This is a genomic window from Leptospira harrisiae, assembly GCF_002811945.1.
In the GTDB taxonomy this organism is placed as follows: domain Bacteria; phylum Spirochaetota; class Leptospiria; order Leptospirales; family Leptospiraceae; genus Leptospira_A; species Leptospira_A harrisiae.
This window is the reverse complement of sequence record NZ_NPDX01000001.1, coordinates 481,775-501,623: the sequence shown is the minus strand read 5'-3', so window position 1 is coordinate 501,623 and position 19,849 is coordinate 481,775. Positions and strand designations below refer to the sequence as shown.

Here is a 19,849-nt window from a genome sequence, read left to right as displayed (position 1 = left end):
AAAATTTTATATACTTTTGATTTTGTGTATGTCTTTTCTAAATCCCAAAACATACTTATTAATAATCGCCATCTGTCTGCCCCTTTTTGCAGAACCACTCAATCCTCCGAGTGTCACTTCTTCGAGCCAACTCCAACCAAAATCAAAAAAATACACTCCCGTATTTGCAATGGATGGAAAACTCAAAACCAGTTGGGTCGAAGGGGCAAATGGGGAAGGTATCGGAGAAACCTTACAAATCAAATACAAAACACCGATTAGTTTCCGTTCCTTATCCATCTATAACGGGTTTGGTGATCCAAAACTTTGGGCTGCCAACAACAGAATCAAAAAACTAAAAATTTCAACAGAGGATGGCAACGAAGAAGTAGTCACTTTGAAAGATAGTTTGTCACTCCAAATGATCGAATTCAAATCCGAACTTCGTGCCAAAGAAATTTCTCTTACCATCCAAGAGGTTTATAAAGGGACCAATACAGAAAACACTGCCATTGCAGAACTTGTTTTCAATTCAGAACAAGCAGGTTCGGCGCTCATCCCTCCAAAAAATACTTGGGCCATAGGAAAGTGGAAAACAAAATCCAATATAGCAAGAATCCAACTGCATAATGATGGAACATGTGAGATGGGTTATGAAACTGCAAAAATGTTGTGCACTTGGACAGAAAAAGGGGACAAAGTCATTGTTAGTTTAGAGGCAACCCTTCCCCTCACCAACACAGATATTTTAGAAATCAAACGACGAGGAAATCCATCGGATCCAATCCTTGAGATCAACGAAAAACATGAGTTTTTTTCCAATAGGGATGGAGTTTAATTTAAGACGATTATAACTAAAATCAATCCATCCAGGATAACCAAATGGATTCCACCACGGAAGGTTCTTTTTCTTCCGTGGTTTCAAAATACAAAACAGTATTTTGGTATGGTTTTCCTGAAAGGTCTCTAACGGGCGTTAAGAGTATCAAATGAATGCCTAATTCTTTTTCTAATCGTGCAATGGTAGACCACTCATCAAGGGAACCTTGTTTGGGATAAGGCAAAATCAAAATTCCACTCACCACTTCCCCGTTTGGGTTTCTTTTTTTTCTCACTTCCCACAAAATGCGCCCAATCGAATAACGAAAGTTAAACTCCGAGACCGGCTGGATTTGAACCTTTCCTTCTTCTTTGAATAAAAATCCATCGATAGCACACGGCCCAGAATACTCTTTAGGAACGAGTCCCTTGGTATCATTTACAAGATCCATTACAGGTGGTAAAAAGTGAGCTGAATAAGGAAGCTCTGTTCCTCCGATTCGAATCCCACGAAACACTCCTTCTTTATCGATAAGCATTGTAGTAGAAGTTAAATAAAAGAATTCTCCATCACGAACATCCCAGAGTGTGGAAAAATCAAAAAACCTTTCCTCTCCCACCCACGATTCTGCAAGGATAGGAAACCCAAAAAGTTTTTTATTTACCTGAGCCATCTTCCAAGAATCAGAAGCTGATTTAAAGATTATATGATTTCGACCAGCAAGACCAAATTCACTTTTAAGAACTATAGGAAGTTTTGCCTCTTCCAGTTCAGCAAACAAGTGTTCCTCGGAAGTAATTACCTTAGCCGCTAAAGGTGAATGGTGTTTTCGAAAATCCAGTTGTGTGATTTTTGAATTGAGATAACGAGAGGTTTCGATACGAACCGGATCTTCTAAAAGTCTACCTTCATACCATTCGTTTCTGCATCCCCATTCTACAAGAGAAACTTCACCAAGTAAATCCCCTTCTTGGATAGGAGTGCCTGGAGTGAGGCCAGAGTTTTTCCAGTGTGTATAAAGTTCATCGCTCGGTAGTTCTTCGACTAGGACAAAGTCTTCGGTTTTTGTGATGGGAAAAAACATCTTCTCCAAACACCGATTCCTCCGTTTGAGGGAGGAATCTAAATTCAGAGGTTTTGGATATAATCTATACTCAAATAATGAGTCTAGAAAATAAAGTGATGGGACCAATCAATAGATTCGTCGGATGGCAGTCGCAATCCGTTGTACATTATCTTTTGTTAGGTTAGGATAAATAGGGATACAATGCCCTCTTTGGAAGAGTCGCTCTGCATTCGGGAACTCCAAATGATTTTCTTCCAAAACGCGGTGCAGAGGTTCTTCTACCGTTTTTTGTGTTCCAATATGGATGGATTTAAAATATCTTTGGATCTCTTCATGGTTTTGGCCAGAAACAACAATAGGAAATCTTTGGAAGGTATCTTCTGTTGGATTTTGGAAATAAGTTTCTAATCTAGAATTTTGTACTGCTTGTAAATACGCAGAGGCAATTTTTTTCTTACGTTCTAAGATGACACCCAATTTAGAGAGTTGTTCAATTCCTAAAGCCGCTTGGTAATCCACCAAATTGTAATCATACTTAGGTTCACCAAAGTTACGTTTGGCGGATGATCCCGACTTATAAGATTTTACTGCATTGGAAAGCGAAACTTCAGAAGTGATGATCATGGCACCATTACCAGTGGTGATGATGTTCTCAGCACTAAGTCCACATATTGCAATTTTGGATTGTTTGCCTACCGTGATCGTTTCTGAAGTAGCTCCGATGGCTTCTGTAAAGTCTTCTACCACTTCCAAACCTTCGATGGAATAATCTGTAATGCGAATGAGTGATCCAAAACCATGATCAAAAAGTGCAAAACGTGCACCGGATTCATTTTTTTTGCGAAGGAATTCTTCCGGACATGGATGAAAGGAATTTCGTTTCAAATCCACAAGCACAGGTTTTGCTTGCAAAAGAAAAATGGCATCCAATGCCGAAATCGGTGCATAACTAGAAAGTAAAACGGAATCACCCGCTTTTACACCTAATGCGAGTAATGCTAGATGATATGCCGATGTGAGAGAATTAGAAGAAATGGCATGTTTGATTTTGAAGGTGTGGCAAAACGTTTTCTCAAATCTTTCTACGATTTCACCAGTAGAAAGGTGTTCGTCCACGAGACATTCTAAAACACCTTTCAGGTCTTCCCTCGAAAGGGTAGGTTTAAAAAATTCGATATCTTTTTCTTTTCGAACAGGTCTTTGTATTGTTTCGGTGCTCATCCAACAGCACTCCTCTATATTATGTCACTTAAATAGCCGATTTCCGTATTATGTCACTTCATTTTTCGAAATGAGAACATAATTTTAGGATTTCATTGGAAAAATGGTTCTGGCAGAAGGAAGTCTCAGAAATATGACCCCCATGATGGATTCTCCCTCTTCCCTTTGGGCCAGCCGCCTCCGCCAAAACCAAGGAATCCGCTCCCTGATGGAGGATTTGGGCCAAGTGACAGGCCACCCGGAGGAAATACTCCTAGGCGGAGGAAATCCTGCCCACATCCCAGACGCTGAGGCAATTTTTGCCGAATGTTTTCGTGAACTGGCAAATGACCCGTGCCTTTCGGCCCTTCTTGGCGATTACCAAGCTCCGATCGGGAATGATCGTTTTCGTTCCCTTGCTGCGGAATCCCTATCCCCTCTTTTAGGTGCGAGTCTTACCAAAGACAATATTGCTTTTTTTAACGGCAGTCAAAATGCCTATTCCTATTTACTCAACATCCATTCGGGAAAAATGAAAGATGGGAGTTTTAAAAAAATTCTTTTGCCAATTGTTCCAGAATACATCGGTTATGCGGATCAGTCCATTGAGGCTGATGCATTTTATGCAACCGAACCAGAAGTCATATCAACAGGAAAACATAGATTTCGGTATGGGTTAAACAAAACAAAATTTGATCTTTCTGAAATTGGTTGTGTGGCCCTGTCTCGTCCCACAAATCCCACAGGAAATATTTTATCGAACAACGACATTGAATGGATGGAAGAAAAAACCAAAAAACAAAATCTTCCCCTTCTCATTGATTTAGCCTATGGAAATCCATTTCCCAATTTGATTGGATCGGAAGAACCAGTCCATTACCAAGAAGGAAGGACTCTCTCCCTTAGTTTTTCCAAAATAGGACTCCCTGGGGTTCGATTAGGAATCATTGTTTCGAATCCCGATACAATAGAAACCCTATCATCGTATGCTGCTGTAGGGAATCTCGCTGTGGGAAATTTAGGTGTTTATATGATGGACATTCTCTTTCGTAAGGACATCCTCAAAGACCTCTCAAAAAACGTCTTACGTCCGTTTTATGACAAAAAAAGAGAGCTGGCTGTTTCTATTTTTGAATCAGAATTTCAGAAACAGGGAGTCGAATATGAAATCCATGAACCAATGGGTGGCTTTTTCCTTTGGATACGTTTCCCCAAGTTAACAGTAAACAATCACAAACTTTACCACCTTTGTAAAGATAAACGCCTCTTCATTGTCTCAGGACATTATTTCTTTCCAGGGTTAAACTCAGATTTTTCGCATACCCAAGATTGCATACGTTTGACATATTGTCGTCCTGAAGAAGAATTAGCCAGGGGAGCCCATATCCTTGCGGAGATTGTGGCCTCTAAGCAAACGAAATCCAAATGAGTGAAGACAGCATTGATCTATCAGACACAGTCTTAGAGAACCCCTCGTCTAAAGACGAAGGTTCCAATGATAGACCCTCTGCACAGTCTTACATTTTTTTGTCCGATTCGGTCGGAAGCCTCACACCTACAGCGCGTTGTATCTTAGATGAACTGAAAGACTGGCACAAACGTGTCGAAAAACATGGAAGTAGAGAAAAACACGCATCGTATCTATTGACGGTGGATAAACTTCCCGAAGCCTTAGGAAAATACACTAACCTCGGATCCCAAGGCCGGTCCGAAAGTTCGATCCATCATGCACTAAGGCAAATTTTAGACATTGACCATCGGGGACAAAATAGAGCGGCTTACGCTTATCCATATCTCATTCGTACGGGCAGTAAAATCTCTTCTAAAATTGCACTCATTGCACCGCAAAACGAAAATAAAACGGACACTCAACCTTATAGGCAAGCTTGTTTTCGTTTTTCACAAGAACTCATCAAAGTGTTACTTGAGAACCGCGCAAAAAAAGGAAGGAACTGGGATGAAGAAAATCCTGGAGCCCTTCTCTTACAAAAAAACAAAGAAGGAAACACTTGGCTCTATCCTAAACTTGGATCTCTCGAAGCAGAAGTTTCCTCACTTGTGCGAAAGGGGTTTGGAAATTTACCATATATACCGATGCCAGACTTTCTCCAAGACTTTACTGCTTTTGCAAGAGAACAAAATTTAGCACTCTCCATTCTTGCGGACTATCATATTGTCATTGATGAATTAAATATTTTACCCGATGGAAGTTTCAAACGATTACCTGAAGTTGTGAACCAAATCCTCGCCCAAATGAATGGATTGGAACATTTCACTAAAGATCAACTCACCAAACTGGCAAAGGACGCCAAGTATGAATCTTTTCTTGCCACCTTTAGTGATTACATTTCCAAACCTAAATTTTCTTCTTCAGAATCCAAAATGAATCCAGAAGAAGAAGTGAAAAAGTTTATATCAATCATTGAAAACTTTCCTTACCCAACAGAAAAAGCTAACAAATCTCTTTCAATCAAAGAAACTATTGAACTAAGTGTGAAAATTTTAAAAAGACTTTCTGAAGAAAAGGGATCCGTTCTCACGCGTAAAGATGATAACATTTATGGTACTGTAAAAAATGCTGTCATCTCTCGTATACCAGAACATACAAAAAATCACAACACCCTCTTACGAATTGATTTTGAAGAAGAAGTTGCAAAGGCAGGAATCACTTCTGAAGAAAAAGTAAACGAATACATCAAACGTTTGAAAGACGATGTATTTTCTGATCATTCTTATTATGAAGAAAAACTACCTGATGGAAGGTCGGTTTATTATGTAGTGGATCATGGTTATATGGCTGCAGTCATCCACAAACTAGCGTTTGAAGGCAGAACCAATCCTGAATACAAAAAACAATTGGGTTATGCGAAAATCATCAACCACAAACTTTCCAATCCCAAACACCCAGAACTCAATAACAAACTAAAACCTGAAATCATAGCAAAACTCAACGCCGATGTCAAAAACATGGAAGTGGAAGAATTGGAAAAAGAACGTTCCAATGAAATTCGTTCAAGATTCAATGCGGTTCCAGGCATTTTAACATTTGTAGTCAGCACACTCATTTTTATCACCGGAGCATATTACCTTCGTTCGGCGATGCCAATCTTTTTTGGTGTGCCCTTTTCTGTTGTGCTTGGGTTTATGGCAGCCATCTACTTCCGTGAAAAATCCACAGAAGAGATCCGAGAAGACATCAAAAATTCCGGAAAGTTTTCGGGAATTGGTGATTGGGGAAAACCAACTTACAATTCCAGTTCCTCCTCTTCTTATGAAGACGAAGTAGAAACTTCAAAAAAAGAAGAAAAACTCTCTCATATCTACAAAGCCGCAGATAACTTCGTATTTCCTAAACGATTTAACAAAATCACCGACAAAGTGTTGGACCCAAAATCCTTACGTTCTCGGATCTACGAAAACTTGGACAATATCAAACGTAACAATATGACTCTCGGTAAAGAAAAGGATGACGACAAAGTGGCTTCTACTGTGGAATATGCAGTTCTACAATCTGTTTCTACCATTGTGATTCCTGACGATGTAGCCATTCGGGATCTTCCAAACACCATTCTCATCAATCGTAACGACATGAAGTCTGCGCTCTTTCGTGGCCAACTTGCCGACCACTACAGAGAAGAGATGAACAAAAAGAAATTTGATAAAAAACTAGTTAAGTACTACACCTACCTCATCAACACAGTTGAGATGGAGTATTATAAATACCTTCCGAAAAAACGGGTCTAAAAACTAAAATCATTTGATTCCCTAGGGGTCGCTCTTCCTATGGAGTTGATGTATCAAAACGGTATCGTACAATTTCCTATCATCATCATCGATGAAGATTTTCGTTCCGAAAATGCCAGTGGTCTTGGCATTCGAGCTATTGCAAAGGCCTTAGAAGGCGAAGGGATTGAAGTTCTGGGTGTGACCAGTTACGGAGACTTGACGAGTTTTGTGCAACAACAGAGTCGGGCTTGTGGATTCATTCTTTCGATTGATGATGAAGAGTTCACTCCAGAAACAGAAGGTGAAGTTCCTGATGCACTCCGCCAACTCAAAGACTTTGTGACTCAAGTACGTCATAGAAACGCCGACATACCGCTGTTTCTTTATGGGGAAACAAGAACCAGTCGTCATATTCCTAATAGTATTTTAAAAGAACTCCATGGTTTCATTCATATGTTTGAAGACACACCAGAGTTTATGGCCCGTGCCATTCATAGAGAAGTCAAATCTTACTTAGATAGTTTACCTCCTCCTTTTTTTCGTGCCCTCACCCAATATGCACATGATGGAAGTTATAGTTGGCATTGCCCAGGTCACTCGGGTGGAGTTGCTTTTTTAAAAAGCCCCGTCGGCCAAATGTTCCACCAATTTTTTGGGGAGAACATGTTACGTGCTGACGTTTGTAATGCGGTGGATGAACTAGGACAACTTCTGGATCATACAGGCCCTATTTCTGCCAGTGAAAGAAATGCCGCACGGATTTTTCAATGTGATAGTTTGTATTTTGTTACGAACGGAACTTCTACATCCAATAAAATTGTTTGGCATAGTACGGTTGCCCCTGGCGACGTTGTGATTGTTGACCGCAACTGTCATAAAAGTATCCTTCATGCCATTACCATGACGGGAGCCATCCCTGTTTTTTTAATGCCCACAAGAAATCATTTTGGAATCATTGGACCCATTCCTAAATCCGAATTCAAATGGGAGAACATCCAGAAAAAAATTGCAGAACACCCTTTTGCCAAAGAAGTAAAAGGAAATCCAAGAATTCTTACTATCACTCAAAGTACTTATGATGGAATTCTTTACAATGTAGAAGACATCAAATCAGAGTTAGACGGAAAAATCTCAACTCTTCATTTTGATGAAGCATGGCTTCCACATGCATCCTTTCATAGATTTTATACGGGAATGCATGCCATTGGATCGGATAGGCCAAGGCCAAAAGAAAGTATGATCTTTGCCACCCAGTCCACCCACAAACTTCTGGCAGGTCTTTCCCAAGCAAGCCAGATCCTTGTGCAAAACAGTGAAAAAGAAACCTTAGATAGAAACCTTTTTAACGAAGCATTTTTAATGCATACAAGCACAAGTCCACAATACGCGATCATTGCTTCTTGTGACGTTGCTGCAGCCATGATGGAAGCTCCCGGTGGAAATGCACTCGTAGAAGAATCCATTGAAGAGGCACTCGATTTCAGACGTGCTATGCGAAAAGTAGGTTTAGAACTCGAAGAAGACTGGTGGTTTAGCGTTTGGGGCCCTGAGGCTCTCATTGAAGAAGGTGCCGGTGAAAGAGACGAATGGATTCTGAAAGCCAATGATCGTTGGCATGGGTTTGGTGATATTGCTGAAGGATTCAATATGTTAGATCCCATCAAAGCAACTGTCATCACTCCGGGGATGAGTGTGGAAGGAGAATTTGCTGATTGGGGAATCCCTGCTCTCATTCTCACCAAGTACTTAGCAGAACATGGAATCATTGTAGAAAAAACTGGTCTTTATAGTTTCTTTATCATGTTTACCATTGGAATCACCAAAGGCCGATGGAATACCATGGTTACCGAATTACAACAGTTCAAAGATGATTATGATTCCAACCAACCTCTCTGGCGTGTGATGCCAAAGTTTACGACAACTTATCCTAAATACGATCGGATTGGATTACGTGACCTTTGCCAATCCATGCATGAAGTTTACCGGGCAAATAATATCTCTCACCTAACAACGGAGATGTATTTGAGTCCCATGATTCCTGCGATGAAACCTTCGGAAGCTTTTTCCAAAATGGCACACCGTGACATTGAAAGAGTTCCGATTGATGAATTGGAAGGACGGATCACTTCTGTGTTACTAACACCTTATCCTCCAGGAATTCCACTTCTGATTCCAGGAGAAAAGTTCAACATGACAATTATCCGTTACTTACAATTTGCAAGGGAGTTTAACTCTAAGTTCCCAGGTTTTGAAACTGATATCCACGGCCTTGTGGAAGAAAAATCAGAATCCGGAATTGTGACTTACTATGTGGATTGTGTATCTGAATAAAAAATCAAATCCCAACTTCAGGCCAAACAAATTAGCCTGAAGTTGTTTTACTCCCATTCAATCATCTTCACTACATCTTTCAAACAATCTTCCCTATATTCTTGGTTTGGTTTCAATGTAGGCAATCCAGAATACCACTTGCCATCAGGGTATTTCAAATCTACCCAAAAGGTAAAAAGAGTGGTTTCTCCATTGTTATTTTTAATTTCAATGTTTAGAAGTTTTAAATCGGAAACACCAGTTTCTTTATAAAACACTTCTCCATTCCTTGTACGGATTCGGATTTTTTTAGGAACCACTTCAAAGGTGATCCCTTTTTTTTCTTCTCGTTTTTGTTTCAGTTCCCAAGAGTCAATCCGCACCGAGTCCAGTTCGTTTACATTCAATTTCTTTTTATAAAGAATTCCATCTTTTGAATGTTCAAAAGCCATCGACTGACTGCCGCTAGACGACTCGCCACGAACGGTTCGTCCATCACAAAGAGTCAGGTTTAAAACTTTTGATTCGGAAGAATCTTTGTCTCCACGAGCATTTCTTGGTTCTTTGGATTCTTCCAAAGGGATGGAGGGAAGGTTTGGTTCCTTGGGCAATCGTGGTTCTCCGAGTACCGGAGAAAAAAATCCGAGGGTCCCTACCCAAAGAAAGAGTCGCAGTCGGATGAAGTTTTCCATATTCTGACCTTTATCCATGGATGCATTTCTTACTGCAACTTTTCAAACCCTTCCTTTGCCAGTTCTTTTACTCGTCATCATTGGCTCCATCCTTGTTTTAGGAAAAGCCGCTGACGTACTTGTCGATGAGGCAGTTTCTCTCTCAACAAGATGGGGAGTTCCCAAAATGATCATTGGGGCCACCATCGTGAGTTTGGGAACCACCCTTCCAGAAGTTTCCGTATCGGTTCTTTCCGCTTTGGAAGGAAATCCAGGAATTGCACTTGGGAATGCCGTTGGTTCCATCATTTGCGATACAGGATTAATTTTAGGAATCGCCATCCTCATTTCCCCACCTGACATTGACAAACGACTTGTCAATCGCCAAGGTTGGATCCAAGTCCTCGCCGGATTTTTACTTGTGTTTGCGGCCCTACCTTGGACAAACCTAACATCCGTTTTTTCTACTGGTGGACGAATTGACCAAGGAACCGGATTTGTATTTTTAATCCTACTTGCTGTTTATATTTATTTAAGCATTCGTTGGTCTCGATCCAAACCAGGGGAAGTCGAAGCAGGAATTGATGCCACAACCGAGTATGATGAATCTCCTTTTTGGATTGTTTTATTAAAACTAGTAGTTGCCATTACCTTGGTCATTTTATCTTCCAAGGTTCTCATCCCGTCTGTCCAAGAAACAGCCGTTCGCCTGTCCATTCCTGACTCCATCATTGGAGCCACACTCGTGGCATTTGGAACTTCCCTTCCAGAACTAGTGACTGCCATCCAAGCCTCTCGTCGTGGGCATTCTGAACTTGCGGTGGGTAATATCATTGGAGCGGATATTTTGAATGTTCTCTTTGTTTCCGGGGCCGCTGCAGCTGTGACAAAAAACGGACTCGAAGCTCCCGTAAGTTTTTTTACCTTCTACTTTCCTTCTATGCTCATCGTTCTTGTGTTATTTCGTTTAGGGATTGTTTTCTCTAAAGACAAAATCAAACGACCGTTTGGTGTATTTTTACTTTTTATTTATGTCCTAGCCACTGTAGCAGGATTTGTGTTTAAAGGGTAAGGTCTAAATCCCATTCACCATCTCTTCGAATTCCAGAAGGGATGGTGCGTTTGTTTTTCCATTCTTCATAACTCATCTCCTTACTTTCCAAAATCATTTTTTCTTTTGGGATTTTCATTTCCGAAAATAACCTTTGCGCACCTTGTCTTATGAGTAACTTTCCTCCTTCGTTATCAAATTGTTTCGGATGATCAAAAACAAAGATCTCACGGTTTTGTTCCATCGCACTATAGGCCGTAGAAATGGTTCCTGATTTTCTGCCTGATTCCATAATGTACACTTTGTCCGAAAGACCAGAGATAACACGGTTCCGTTTGGGAAATGTCCATTTCGCAGGTTCTGTTTTGAGTAAAAATTCGGTAATCAGAAGCTGGTTTGGATCTTCTTTGATACGTTTGTAAAGATCCCGGTTTCCCGGTGGGTATTCCATTCCCAAAGTAGTTCCGAGAACTCCAATCACAGGAACATTTAAATCCAAAGCAGAAAAAAAAGCCTGCCGGTCGATCCCAAGAGCCATACCCGAAACAACCGCCAAATCTTTGTTTATCGAAAGTAATTCCACGAGTTTCCTTGTGGCAGAAAGGGAAACTGGCGAAGACTTCCTTGTTCCAACAATGGCCACAAGAGAAGACTGCAATAATTGAACATTTCCCAAACAAACAAAAACAAAAGGAGGATCGTAGATTTCCTTTAAATTTTTTGGATATTCAGGGTCATAAAAACTAACGAGTTTCCAATGAATATCTTTTGATTTTTCCCATTGGATACATTCCGACAGACATTGGTTCCAAAAATCTTCTTCAAAATACTGTGGGAGGGTAAGATAAAGTTCAGAAAAAGATTTGAAGTTTCGCCAAATTTTTGTTCGGCGAAGAAAAGAAGTAATCCGAGGATGGCCTAAAATCGAAACAACCACAATTTAAGAGGTCAGTTTGATTTGTTTTGGGCCCCCAATTGGTTTAAGTTTTTTATGACATTGCGGTAAGATGAATTTTCATCCAATGGTTCACGGATGGTTCCTTTTTCTTTCATCTCTTCTAATACAGATTTAATCCGCGAGTATTCATCATAAGCTAAATTTGATTTTCCCACTTGGTATAAAAAATTGGCCTTTGCAAACCGAGTGGGAACATTGTATGGCTCTTTGCGTAAAATTTGATCGAGAAGGGAAAAGGCCGATTCTACTTCATCATACCCATTCGAAAGGTTTCCATTCCAAGCCTCATCCTTCAAAGAAGAATCAAAATATATAAGAGCCAATTGAAAAGGAAACCGAGAATCTTCTTTGTCTAGTTTGGAAAGTTGTTTAAAAAGTCCGATGGCACGATTTCGTCTCACAGGTTCCCAACCCATATCTTTGGAAGCATTCGCATAAGCCACAGCTGTTTCATATAACAACTGTTTATCTAGCTTTCCAGACTGGATGGCTTTCTCAAAAAATGGCAAGGCCGATTCATAAGAATGGATTTCAAATCCACCTTGTTTGGAATTGGGAAGAGTTTCACCAATGGCCTCTTCATAATAACGGGCACCTAAGTCCGCCGAACCTGCTCGCATATAAGCCCTGGCAATTTTCCAAGAAAGGGCTGCCGATTGGTTGGACTTTTGGACCATTTTTCGAATCCGTTTGTCCATTTCTTCGATTTCCGCTTCTTCCAAAGCCAACTTTTCTTTCCAATTCACTATGTCTTTTTCGGAGGGAAGTTCCCCACCAATTCGTTTGCGGTATTTGGATTCCGTGAGTGACTTCAGATAGTCACAACCAGACAAACTAAATCCAAGCAGGAGAAAAAGAATCGCCAGTGGTAAGGAAACCAAAGAAAACCTGCTGTTTTTTGTGCCCATCAGTTCGATTTTAGTTTCTTTCTTTTGGATGAAAAGAAAAAAATGTGATTATGTCTCATAGTTTTCGAAGGCTGGGTGAATCCGATATTTCCCCACTCCTCCAATGGGAATCTCTATGTTTTCCTGGTGAGGAATGGACAGAAAAAATGATCCAAACTCACCTTGAATTCCATGTGGCTTTTGGTTTGGGAGATCAGGAAACAAAGAGTTATGCTCTTGTTTGTGAAACTCCTTGGGAGATTGAAATCTTTCGGATCGCAACTCTTCCCAACTATCGTAAGTTAGGTTTGGCTAAAGAACTATTGTTTGCACTATTTCTAGAATTTCCGAAAAAAGAATTCTTTTTGGAAGTGAAAGAATCGAATGCAGCTGCCATAACACTTTATGAGTCCGTCGGTTTTATTGAATTAGAGAGACGTAAAAAATACTATCCGGACGGATCCACAGCTGTCCTGATGAAGAGGAATCCAACTGAATGAAAAATGCATATGTCACTGGCGCATCCCAAGGAATTGGAAAAGAATTTGTTCGTGCTCTTGCGAAAGACTATAATGTCTTTTTAATTTCCCGTACGGAATCCGATTTAAAAAAAGTAATTTTAGAATTAGAACCGAAATCCAGAGGGATTTTAAAATACTTCGCTTTGGATCTTACCAAAAAAAAAGATGTAGAGGAACTCGCAGATATCATTTCAAAAGATAAAGATGCAGAACTCGTAGTCAACAATGCAGGATTTGGAACTGTCGGTGAATTTGCCGCATTGCCACTCGACAAAGAATTAGATGAAGTCAATCTAAATGTAAAAACGTTAGTTCACTTAAGTCATGTTGCTCTCAACCGTTTCAAAAAAAATAAAAAGGGATATTTGATTAATGTGGCATCTATCGCTGGTTATTTGCCCGCACCAGGTAGTGCGATATATGCAGCCACCAAAGCTTTTGTAAAATCGTTTACAGAGTCCATTCATGAAGAAGCAAAACTTCATGGAATTTATGTCCAAGCTCTTTGCCCTGGACTCACACATTCCGACTTCCACCAAAGAGCGGGTATTAGCAAATCCAAATACCCATCTTTTATGTGGCAAAATGCCGATGTAGTTGTGGAAGAATCATTAAATGCACTTCGTTATAACCAAGCAGTGTGTATCACGGGCTCCTTCAATCAGGGAGCAATTACTGTATCTGAATTGATCCCAAGAGGATTCCTACGCAGGTTGAGTGGGAAATATCTAAAGTTAGAAGAGGAATAGGATGGATGTTGCAAAATTAGATTCCTGGTATCGCAGGCTCCTTGTTATTTTTTCCATCATAGGTGGGGGATTTCAACTTTACTACGAAGGAAATGTTTGGGTCAATGCTGTCTTTGTGATTCTTATGGCAGGAATGGTGGGATACTTCACCAATTTTCTCGCTATCAAAATGTTATTCCAACCTAAACATGGTAAGGTGCTTGGTTGGTCAGGTCTTGTTCCCAAAAACAAATCAAAAATTGCGAAATCACTTGGTGAAAGTATCCAAAGTAATCTACTTCATCCCGATATTATTTTAACTTATATCTACGAACGTAACTTAGTAGAAACGGGAATCCAAAAAATAGTCAAAGAAATTGATGAAGCCATCCATAACGTAGAAATCAGAACGATGCTTGTGACAAAGATCATTTCTATGTTAAAAGAAAGAGGACCCGAAATTTTAGAAGTTATCTTCGACTTCTCAGAAGAAACCATGAAAAAGATGGCGGAACGTCCCGAGGAAGTGCAAAAACTTTGGGATTATACAAAAGAGCGCCTAACATACTATCTAACGGAAGAAACCAACCGGGAAGAACTAGGAAAACAACTCCGAGTGGTGCTCCTAGAAGAGATGCCAAAACTCGCGAATTTACTCAATGAAGGTTTAGAAGAGTATTTAAAAACAAGAAGTACACTTGGTAAAATTGGAATTGGTGTAAAAAAGATTTTTTCTTTTAACGAAGAAGCCATTCGCGAACTTTTGGAACGTTTTGTGAAAGATCCTGAAACATCAGATCAGTTTATGAATATGATGGATGAAATGATGGGTGGCCTCCAAGAACGATTGAATTCAAAAGAAACTCAAGAATTCATTACTGGAAAAATTTCTAATTGGTTGGAAGCTAGTGGTGATTACGCCAGACAAAACCTTCTACCATCCGGAATTGAAAGGTTACAATCCTATTTAGATGATCCGAATAACTGGGAAGAAATTGAAAAGAATTTCTTTCGTGCCGTGGATTGGGTCAAAAAACGCCTTCTCGAGTTTATGTACAGCGAAGAAGGAAAAGTGTATCTTAAAACCAATATAGAAAAATTTGTCCACAATATCAACGTGACTGCCCTCGTTGAAGAACGAGTGATGGCACTTGACACAGATGATTTGGAAAAAATGATTCTGGATAACACAGGTGGAAACCTTGTCGTCATACAATTCTTAGGTGGAATTTTAGGAATGATTGCAGGACTCATCCAAGTTCATATTTATTTTGCGGTTCCGGTGGGAACACTTGTTCTTGTCACCTACATTGCCCACTACAGAAACCAGAAACGGATTCTCGCAAACTCAGAACAACTAATATGAATTTGAAATGTAAAACTTTTTTTTACAACTTACCTGTCTTATTTGTTTTAACGTTCTCCATCGAAATGGCGACACAGTGTACTTCGAAAAAAAGTTTTATTAAATTGGTATCCAAAGAAAATGAAACAGGACTTTTATATTTAGTACGTCCAGATCATACATCTCTTGCTTTTTGGAACTATGAATGTATATTATCACGTTATCCGGAAAAATTTTCTTCCCAAATCGAACCAACCCCTCTATTTAAAATTGAACTTGAGAATGCCTCATTAGGTTATCTTCGGTTATCTGAGGGAACTTATCGTTTGGATGTGATTGGAAAAAATGATGTTACAAAAGTTTTTCAAATCAAAAGAGGAGAAGAAAAATACTTCGAACTTAAAATATTCAGTGAAACAAAATTAAGCAGAAGTGAGTTAACCTTCAAAGAATTTGATAAAGAATCTGCTCTATCAGAAATACTTTCAACCCCTACTTTCTTAGAATCCCAGTTTGAATCAGTACAAATGTCGATTGAGTAAAACCAAAAAATCTTTTGCAAACTTTGATCGACCAAGATTCATCCAATCCACATGCCCTCCACCACGGATTTCCCAAAAAACTTTAGGTTCTTTGGCTAAACAAAAAATCTGTTTTCCATTTTCAAAAAACACAACCGTGTCTTCGGTTCCATGAATGATTAAAAGTGGAATGGGAGAAAGGTTTGCAATTACGTCGCGTGGACTTGTGTGATCATGAAAAACCCAAGAGAATAGATTCCCCATCGGAGGAAAGACCACATGATTCATTGTTTGTTTTGCAACTTCTCTATAGGATGGAAAGGATCCATCAACACAAAGCAAAACGATTTCGTTTTTGTCTTTCCAATCGGCAACCGAACGCATAGCAATAGCACCACCCAAACTTTGACCATAGACAATTAACTTGGAACCTCTTTCCCTTGTTTCTTTTAAAGCATAGTCTAATACTAGTTTGCTGTCTTCAATTATATCTTCAGGATCAGGATCGCCTTCGGATTCACCATAACCTCTATAATCAAATACAATCAGTTCATATCCATGGTTCACAAGCCAAACAAGCGACAAAAAATGGGCACTCATATTTTGCCCATTCCCATGAAATTGTAAAATAACCGCTTTAGGAGTTTCCTGTTGTTTGGAATAAATTCGCCAAACATTTAACTTCACTCCATCTTTTGTTGTCAAAAAAGTGGGTGTGTATGAAAAACCCATTTGTTTCGGAGTAAAATAAGTTTCCTTAGTTGGATGATAATACAACGAGGAACAGTTTACCAAAAAAAAGCTAAAACAAATAATGATATGAAATAAGTGCTTCTTCATAAAACCTTTCCCCATTTACCTCGACTCGTAATTCATGTGTATTTGAAAATGCATATCGAATTTTGAAAGTAACATAATAAGAATTTAAATTGTGGCTCAGTTGGTAATTTTGTGCTGTGGCTCCTGTATAAATTTTCCAAGCACCCCATTCATTCTGATAGAGTAAACTTAAGTTTCCTCCATAACGGATTCCATTTTCAAACATTCTGCCATTTTGTGTCTTAAATCCACCAAGAACACTTAAGACTCCAAGACTCATCGGTGTTTTTCCAAATTCATTCGAAAAAGAATAACCCATACGAAAATCAAAATTTCCAACTTGTTTCCTAAGAGTTTCGTTGTTATTTTGATAAACGGCCGTTTGAATACCGGTATCCAAAAAATAAGAAAAATTTTTTGAAATTGCATTATAGGGATTCAAAGAAGCGACTTTAATGGCACTTACAGACGTAAGCTCTGGTTTATGATTTTCATAGGCCCGTATCGTTGTATCAAAAAAAGCCAATTCCGAATTGGGTGCATGACCTTTACTCACATTCAAAAGATCGTGATAGGCAATTCTATATTTAAATTCAGCGAAATTTCCCAAAGAAGAAACGCCAAAGGAAGTAGCAACGCGACTCAATGGGTGTGAGGCCTCAGGAGGTGTAGACAAAGGCATTTGTTCTTTTGAAATATATTCATCATTTTGTTTACTTCGAAAAATGAGTAACTTATCGTAGTATTCTTTATGTTGTTTTGGGATCTCTGTTTGATTTGAATACCTATATCGATAAGTATCAAGTACGGCATCTGTAACTAAAGACATTCGAAAATTATCTTTTGGTTCAGGAAGAAAAGCATTTTCAAAACGTATCATTTCAAAATAAGTGATTTTTTCCTCCTCTGTCATATCATAAATTTTATATTTAATTTTGGAATATAGAGACGGGCGATATTTTTTTGAAATTACAAAGCCATCTTCAGCTAAGTAAAGTTTAATGGTATCACCGGGTGCAACAATCCAACCTGTTTTTTTACTAATATCTAAGTCAGGAATAGATACTTCTAAAATTTCCATTAAATGGTAAGAACAGTTTTCGTTGATAAAAAAATAATCAAAGTCTGCTCTACCCATTTCCCAAAGATGACGAATCAGCCTCTCTCTTTCTTCTGGTTTTAACTTTAGTTTGTATTCCCAAAGATCCCGACTTTCCATATCATTATATTCGTTTACTTTTAAATAATATGGGAAAATGGCAAAGGTGCCAGGATAACCTCCAGTTAATCCTTTTACAGCATAAGCAAACCCATTCATTTCCCCTGGGTTGGCAGCATAATTGACACCATAATCTAATAACTCGGAATTTTCATTTACCTTATTATTGAGTTTGATGAGGGTATGCCCAAACATGGAAGCTGGTGCTTGCATGTAATAAGATGAAAACACAACAGATATCGAATCGGGAGTTAGGGCTTCTTTCCAAATTTCAAAACGTGGACATTGAACTTCGGTAAGTCGACTAAAATCAAACTTGAGTTTTCCTTTCAGCCAATTGTATCTTTCTGGATAAGCACACTGCGGGTGTTGTAATCCTTCAGGGATTGGTTCTTCTGTAAAAAAACTATGAAGGGTTGCGATTAACTCTTTTTCTGGATGGTATTTTCCCTCATCCGAAAGAAAGTAACGTTTGTTATCGACTTCACTTTCCCAAAACCCCCACCTAGTTTTTTTAAATCGTAATAACCGATACCAATGAGTTTCTTCTGCTAGATGTTTTTTCTTCGCTTCGTTTATCAATTCTTCAAGGTATTGTTGGCTTTTGGAAGACTTGGGGATTTCTTTCCCTTGTTTTCTTGACGTTAAAAAATCTAATTCAAGTATATTTTGTTCGCCGGTGGGTTCTATGGCCCCAAGCGAAGTAGTAAAAAGAATAAAAAGAAAAGTAAGTAGGTACAGAGGAAACACCAGAACATCCAATTGGTTGGATGTTCTGATTTTTTACAAAGGTTTAGATTTTGCAGTAATTTTTTACTGTTTGGTCTTTTTCCAGAGTTTCATGGAGGTTTGACAACATCAAACTAGGGTTTGCTTTTGATTCTTCAGTGAAGATTCTAGAGTAGTTTTCTTTCACTACTTCGCTGAATCGAGCACCAGATTTACATTCAAAAAGAGTGGCTAGGTTAGAAAGTTTTTCCCCTTTACCAGCTGCCATTTCTTGTTCCAAACTATCAAAGTTCATATGCACATAAATTTCACGTGCATGTTCTTTTTGGGCAACGCCATCTGCTGTACAGTTTGAAGTTCCAGTAGTGATCCCAAAAGTTTGGCTTCCCGCAGTTCCATTTGTTGTAGCAACAAATATCTGATTACCACCAGGCATGACAAGAGTTCCTAGTCCACATCCCGCCATACCATATTTAGGTGCAGCAGACATTTGAGAAGCAAGGAGAACCATAGAGATTCCGATCGTGGAGATGAGTGTTAACTTTTTCATTTTATTTCATATCTCCTTAGATTTGTGAGCAAGACTTAGCGAGGATTTTATCGCTTTTAACTTCTGATTTAACTGCGGAAAGTAAACTTGCGGGAGTTGAATCTTCGGTGATGAGTTTAGCGTAGTTTTCTTTCGTCACTTGGCTAAATCTTGAAATTGAATCACTAGAGCAACCTAGAAGGCTACCAAGAGACTCTAATTTTTCCCCTTTCCCAGAAGCCATTTCTTGGCCTAGAGAATCGTAATTCATTGTTACAAACAACTCTTGTACTTTGTCTTGTTTCACAACACCGTCAGCAGTACAGTTGGAAGTTCCAGATGTAATGCCAAAAGATTGGTTAGCGTAAATTCCATTTGTTGTAGCAACTAAGATTTGCTCACCGTCATTCTTATGGAACACGTATGTTCCCAGCCCACAACCAGCCATACCATATTTTTTTGCTTCTACAGCAGTAGATGTCAGTGCGACAGCTACAACGGCAGCAGACAAAAATAGGATTGAGGTAATTCTTTTTCCCATTTCGAATTCTCCTTTTGAAACTTTCGAATCAAATTCGGTCGAAGGCTAACGGAAGGATTTATTTTAGTCAAAAACTTTTTGATTACGAAAGGAAAATAATCGATTACTGCGATTCTAACTAACACTAGACAAACGAGAACGCCTCATCAAAAAATACGATCTGTTCGATTCACCCCTCCGCCCAGTTTTATTTTTAGAATAAAGCAAACTGTTTCTAATAAAATAATGT

Annotated in this window: 18 protein-coding genes; 9 read left to right on the top strand and 9 right to left on the bottom strand. The window is 39.1% G+C overall.

Annotated features, from left to right (window positions below):
* Nucleotides 1-28 precede the first annotated feature (28 nt).
* Nucleotides 29-817: an NADase-type glycan-binding domain-containing protein gene (locus CH364_RS02380; RefSeq protein WP_100742018.1), complete on the top strand. Its 789-nt coding sequence runs from the start codon at nucleotides 29-31 to the stop codon at nucleotides 815-817.
* 22 nt (nucleotides 818-839) lie between these two features.
* On the opposite strand, the gene CH364_RS02375 is transcribed toward CH364_RS02380, so the two are convergent.
* A complete protein-coding gene (locus tag CH364_RS02375) occupies nucleotides 840-1,883 on the bottom strand; it encodes a hypothetical protein (RefSeq protein ID WP_100742017.1) in 1,044 nt (347 codons plus the stop codon).
* Nucleotides 1,884-1,991: 108 nt separating this feature from the next.
* A complete protein-coding gene (locus tag CH364_RS02370) occupies nucleotides 1,992-3,086 on the bottom strand; it encodes a DegT/DnrJ/EryC1/StrS family aminotransferase (protein WP_100742016.1) in 1,095 nt (364 codons plus the stop codon).
* 133 nt (nucleotides 3,087-3,219) lie between these two features.
* Here CH364_RS02370 and CH364_RS02365 point away from each other — a divergent pair, with 133 nt between their 5' ends.
* From CH364_RS02365 to CH364_RS02355, 3 genes are read left to right on the top strand one after another with little or no spacing between them, the layout of a single operon-like run.
* Nucleotides 3,220-4,494 carry a valine--pyruvate transaminase gene (locus CH364_RS02365; RefSeq protein WP_100743349.1) on the top strand — a complete coding sequence of 425 codons (1,275 nt, stop codon included), beginning with the start codon at nucleotides 3,220-3,222 and terminating at the stop codon, nucleotides 4,492-4,494.
* Nucleotides 4,491-6,809 (top strand): hypothetical protein, encoded by a 2,319-nt coding sequence (locus CH364_RS02360; protein ID WP_100742015.1) that lies wholly within the window; start codon nucleotides 4,491-4,493, stop codon nucleotides 6,807-6,809. Before CH364_RS02365 ends, CH364_RS02360 begins: the two co-directional genes overlap by 4 nt.
* A gap of 48 nt (nucleotides 6,810-6,857) precedes the next feature.
* Complete coding sequence (locus CH364_RS02355; RefSeq protein ID WP_100743348.1) at nucleotides 6,858-9,122, top strand: arginine/lysine/ornithine decarboxylase; 2,265 nt, start codon at nucleotides 6,858-6,860, stop codon at nucleotides 9,120-9,122.
* A gap of 47 nt (nucleotides 9,123-9,169) precedes the next feature.
* On the opposite strand, the gene CH364_RS02350 is transcribed toward CH364_RS02355, so the two are convergent.
* Entirely contained in the window at nucleotides 9,170-9,811 is a 642-nt protein-coding gene (locus CH364_RS02350) for a hypothetical protein (protein ID WP_100742014.1), read from the bottom strand.
* Here CH364_RS02350 and CH364_RS02345 point away from each other — a divergent pair.
* Complete coding sequence (locus tag CH364_RS02345) at nucleotides 9,810-10,844, top strand: calcium/sodium antiporter (RefSeq protein WP_100742013.1); 1,035 nt, start codon at nucleotides 9,810-9,812, stop codon at nucleotides 10,842-10,844. The genes CH364_RS02350 and CH364_RS02345 overlap by 2 nt on opposite strands.
* Here CH364_RS02345 and dprA read toward each other — a convergent pair.
* A complete protein-coding gene (gene dprA / locus CH364_RS02340; RefSeq protein WP_100742012.1) occupies nucleotides 10,834-11,760 on the bottom strand; it encodes a DNA-processing protein DprA in 927 nt (308 codons plus the stop codon). The genes CH364_RS02345 and dprA overlap by 11 nt on opposite strands.
* An 11-nt stretch (nucleotides 11,761-11,771) precedes the next feature.
* Nucleotides 11,772-12,689, bottom strand: a complete 918-nt coding sequence (locus CH364_RS02335) for a tetratricopeptide repeat protein (RefSeq protein ID WP_100742011.1) — start codon at nucleotides 12,687-12,689, stop codon at nucleotides 11,772-11,774.
* A gap of 50 nt (nucleotides 12,690-12,739) precedes the next feature.
* Here CH364_RS02335 and CH364_RS02330 point away from each other — a divergent pair, with 50 nt between their 5' ends.
* The 4 genes from CH364_RS02330 to CH364_RS02315 are packed head-to-tail and all read left to right on the top strand — an operon-like array spanning nucleotide 12,740 to nucleotide 15,804.
* Entirely contained in the window at nucleotides 12,740-13,168 is a 429-nt protein-coding gene (locus CH364_RS02330; RefSeq protein ID WP_100742010.1) for a GNAT family N-acetyltransferase, read from the top strand.
* Nucleotides 13,165-13,938: an SDR family NAD(P)-dependent oxidoreductase gene (locus CH364_RS02325; protein ID WP_100742009.1), complete on the top strand. Its 774-nt coding sequence runs from the start codon at nucleotides 13,165-13,167 to the stop codon at nucleotides 13,936-13,938. Before CH364_RS02330 ends, CH364_RS02325 begins: the two co-directional genes overlap by 4 nt.
* A gap of 1 nt (nucleotide 13,939) precedes the next feature.
* On the top strand, nucleotides 13,940-15,283 hold the full coding sequence (locus CH364_RS02320) for a DUF445 family protein (RefSeq protein ID WP_100742008.1): 1,344 nt from the start codon (nucleotides 13,940-13,942) through the stop codon (nucleotides 15,281-15,283).
* Nucleotides 15,280-15,804, top strand: a complete 525-nt coding sequence (locus CH364_RS02315; protein ID WP_100742007.1) for a hypothetical protein — start codon at nucleotides 15,280-15,282, stop codon at nucleotides 15,802-15,804. Before CH364_RS02320 ends, CH364_RS02315 begins: the two co-directional genes overlap by 4 nt.
* Here the strand turns inward: CH364_RS02315 and CH364_RS02310 are convergent.
* Genes CH364_RS02310 through CH364_RS02295 form a run of 4 tightly spaced genes read right to left on the bottom strand, consistent with a single transcriptional unit; the run spans nucleotide 15,781 to nucleotide 19,620 of the window.
* Nucleotides 15,781-16,623, bottom strand: a complete 843-nt coding sequence (locus CH364_RS02310) for an alpha/beta hydrolase (protein ID WP_243401207.1) — start codon at nucleotides 16,621-16,623, stop codon at nucleotides 15,781-15,783. The genes CH364_RS02315 and CH364_RS02310 overlap by 24 nt on opposite strands.
* Nucleotides 16,586-18,571, bottom strand: a complete 1,986-nt coding sequence (locus CH364_RS02305; protein ID WP_100743347.1) for an Lnb N-terminal periplasmic domain-containing protein — start codon at nucleotides 18,569-18,571, stop codon at nucleotides 16,586-16,588. Before CH364_RS02305 ends, CH364_RS02310 begins: the two co-directional genes overlap by 38 nt.
* A gap of 43 nt (nucleotides 18,572-18,614) precedes the next feature.
* Complete coding sequence (locus CH364_RS02300; protein WP_100742006.1) at nucleotides 18,615-19,100, bottom strand: DUF3015 family protein; 486 nt, start codon at nucleotides 19,098-19,100, stop codon at nucleotides 18,615-18,617.
* 16 nt (nucleotides 19,101-19,116) lie between these two features.
* Nucleotides 19,117-19,620 (bottom strand): DUF3015 domain-containing protein, encoded by a 504-nt coding sequence (locus tag CH364_RS02295; RefSeq protein WP_100742005.1) that lies wholly within the window; start codon nucleotides 19,618-19,620, stop codon nucleotides 19,117-19,119.
* Nucleotides 19,621-19,849 lie beyond the last annotated feature (229 nt).

What these genes read in the sequence shown, in the direction of transcription:
- CH364_RS02380 (WP_100742018.1), top strand. Translation starts at nt 29, where the DNA reads ATGTCTTTTCTAAATCCCAAAACATACTTATTAATAATCGCCATCTGT.
- CH364_RS02375 (WP_100742017.1), bottom strand. Translation starts at nt 1,883, where the DNA reads ATGTTTTTTCCCATCACAAAAACCGAAGACTTTGTCCTAGTCGAAGAA.
- CH364_RS02370 (WP_100742016.1), bottom strand. Translation starts at nt 3,086, where the DNA reads ATGAGCACCGAAACAATACAAAGACCTGTTCGAAAAGAAAAAGATATC.
- CH364_RS02365 (WP_100743349.1), top strand. Translation starts at nt 3,220, where the DNA reads ATGACCCCCATGATGGATTCTCCCTCTTCCCTTTGGGCCAGCCGCCTC.
- CH364_RS02360 (WP_100742015.1), top strand. Translation starts at nt 4,491, where the DNA reads ATGAGTGAAGACAGCATTGATCTATCAGACACAGTCTTAGAGAACCCC.
- CH364_RS02355 (WP_100743348.1), top strand. Translation starts at nt 6,858, where the DNA reads ATGTATCAAAACGGTATCGTACAATTTCCTATCATCATCATCGATGAA.
- CH364_RS02345 (WP_100742013.1), top strand. Translation starts at nt 9,810, where the DNA reads ATGGATGCATTTCTTACTGCAACTTTTCAAACCCTTCCTTTGCCAGTT.
- CH364_RS02350 (WP_100742014.1), bottom strand. Translation starts at nt 9,811, where the DNA reads ATGGATAAAGGTCAGAATATGGAAAACTTCATCCGACTGCGACTCTTT.
- CH364_RS02335 (WP_100742011.1), bottom strand. Translation starts at nt 12,689, where the DNA reads ATGGGCACAAAAAACAGCAGGTTTTCTTTGGTTTCCTTACCACTGGCG.
- CH364_RS02330 (WP_100742010.1), top strand. Translation starts at nt 12,740, where the DNA reads ATGTCTCATAGTTTTCGAAGGCTGGGTGAATCCGATATTTCCCCACTC.
- CH364_RS02325 (WP_100742009.1), top strand. Translation starts at nt 13,165, where the DNA reads ATGAAAAATGCATATGTCACTGGCGCATCCCAAGGAATTGGAAAAGAA.
- CH364_RS02320 (WP_100742008.1), top strand. Translation starts at nt 13,940, where the DNA reads ATGGATGTTGCAAAATTAGATTCCTGGTATCGCAGGCTCCTTGTTATT.
- CH364_RS02315 (WP_100742007.1), top strand. Translation starts at nt 15,280, where the DNA reads ATGAATTTGAAATGTAAAACTTTTTTTTACAACTTACCTGTCTTATTT.
- CH364_RS02310 (WP_243401207.1), bottom strand. Translation starts at nt 16,623, where the DNA reads ATGAAGAAGCACTTATTTCATATCATTATTTGTTTTAGCTTTTTTTTG.
- CH364_RS02300 (WP_100742006.1), bottom strand. Translation starts at nt 19,100, where the DNA reads ATGAAAAAGTTAACACTCATCTCCACGATCGGAATCTCTATGGTTCTC.
- CH364_RS02295 (WP_100742005.1), bottom strand. Translation starts at nt 19,620, where the DNA reads ATGGGAAAAAGAATTACCTCAATCCTATTTTTGTCTGCTGCCGTTGTA.